This window comes from Oleiphilus sp. HI0125 (assembly GCF_001635355.1).
This window is the reverse complement of sequence record NZ_LWGF01000700.1, coordinates 1-1,366: the sequence shown is the minus strand read 5'-3', so window position 1 is coordinate 1,366 and position 1,366 is coordinate 1. Positions and strand designations below refer to the sequence as shown.

Below are 1,366 nucleotides of genomic sequence, written 5' to 3'. Positions count from 1 at the left end.
CTAAGCTGCTCTCCTAACGCTAAGTAGCTGCGCGTTTTTATTTGTTTTTGCCTTATTCTAAATTCTTTATTGACCCAGCTTGGGTATGTCTTACTCGAACTTTTAAAGTTTTCGTATATCTAACCTCTTCTTTCAAGGCTTTGTGTCTAATCTACGCATCTTCATAACGCGTAAGACATTTTGTCTTAGGTCTAAGTTGAATAAGGTAAATCAAGAGGTTTCGATGCGAAGTATATTCACTGTATTGGTGTTAATTCTTGGTCTAGTGCTTACGGGGTGTAGCACCGGTAGTTGGCGAGACGCGAGCCGAGATTCTGCGAATTTATCTCCACTCCCCGGTGATTATTCTGATGCCATCGTGCAAGTTTACGCTGCAGATGCTTGGGGATGGCGAGGGATATTTGCAGTGCATACATGGATATCTGTTAAACCAAGCAATGCAGATCAATACACTGTCCTTGAAGTGATTGGCTGGCGCGCTCGATGGGGTGTGCCGGTTCTTCGCATAGAGAAAGACTTGCCTGATCGCTATTGGTTTGGGGCAAAGCCAGAGTTGGTATACGAAAAGCGTGGTGAGGGCGCTGATCAGCTCATCGAAGATATTCTTCGCGTTTCACGTGATTACCCTTGGGCAAATGAATATACCGTGTTCCCAGGTCCCAATAGCAATACCTATCCTGCATGGGTTGCTAGTCAAATCGAAGGTTTCGAATTAGATATGCCATTTAGAGCGATTGGCAGTGGCTGGGAGCCTTAACATCGATTTCTATGTGATTACGCGACTAGCTTAGAGCAAAATCCACCGCTGTTTCTGCATGAATAGCGGTGGTGTCAAAAAGCGTCACTTCCGTATCCTCTTGCTTCACCAACAATCCAATTTCTGTGCAACCTAAAATTACAGCCTGAGCACCTTGGGCCTGTAGTTTCTTTATGATATCTAAGTAACGCTCTTTGGATGACTCAAGCAGTTGGCCTTTGCAGAGTTCTTCGTAGATGATTCGGTGCACTTCAGCACGATCTTCCTCGTTAGGCGTAAGGACATCTAGCGAGAATTCGTCTTGTAATCGTCCTTTGTAGAAGTCTTGTTCCATGGTGAATGCGGTGCCAAGCAGACCTACTTTAATAATATTTGCGTTTAGAAGTGTTTGGCCTGTGGCATCAGCGATGTGTAGTAGTGGTAGGTTGATTTTTTCTTCGATAGTTGGAGCGACTTTATGCATAGTGTTGGTGCAGATCAGCAGACAGTCGGCGCCAGCGGATTGGACATTTAATGAGGCTGATAACAGGATTTGCGCGCAGCTCTCCCAATCGTTTTGATGTTGTAAGTGCTCGATCTCTGCGAAGTCTACGCTCACCAAAACTATTT

General features: G+C 44.9%; 2 protein-coding genes. One reads left to right on the top strand and one right to left on the bottom strand.

Translation table 11 applies throughout. The features are described 5' to 3' along the window. Positions 1 to 223: 223 nt before the first annotated feature. Entirely contained in the window at positions 224 to 757 is a 534-nt protein-coding gene (locus A3762_RS10115; protein WP_068755264.1) for a DUF3750 domain-containing protein, read from the top strand. A 25-nt stretch (positions 758 to 782) separates the two neighbouring features. Here A3762_RS10115 and A3762_RS10110 read toward each other — a convergent pair. Further along, on the bottom strand, positions 783 to 1,366 hold a 584-nt coding region (locus tag A3762_RS10110), incomplete at its 5' end, for an aspartate/glutamate racemase family protein (protein WP_068755263.1).

What these genes read in the sequence shown, in the direction of transcription:
- A3762_RS10115 (WP_068755264.1), top strand. Translation starts at nt 224, where the DNA reads ATGCGAAGTATATTCACTGTATTGGTGTTAATTCTTGGTCTAGTGCTT.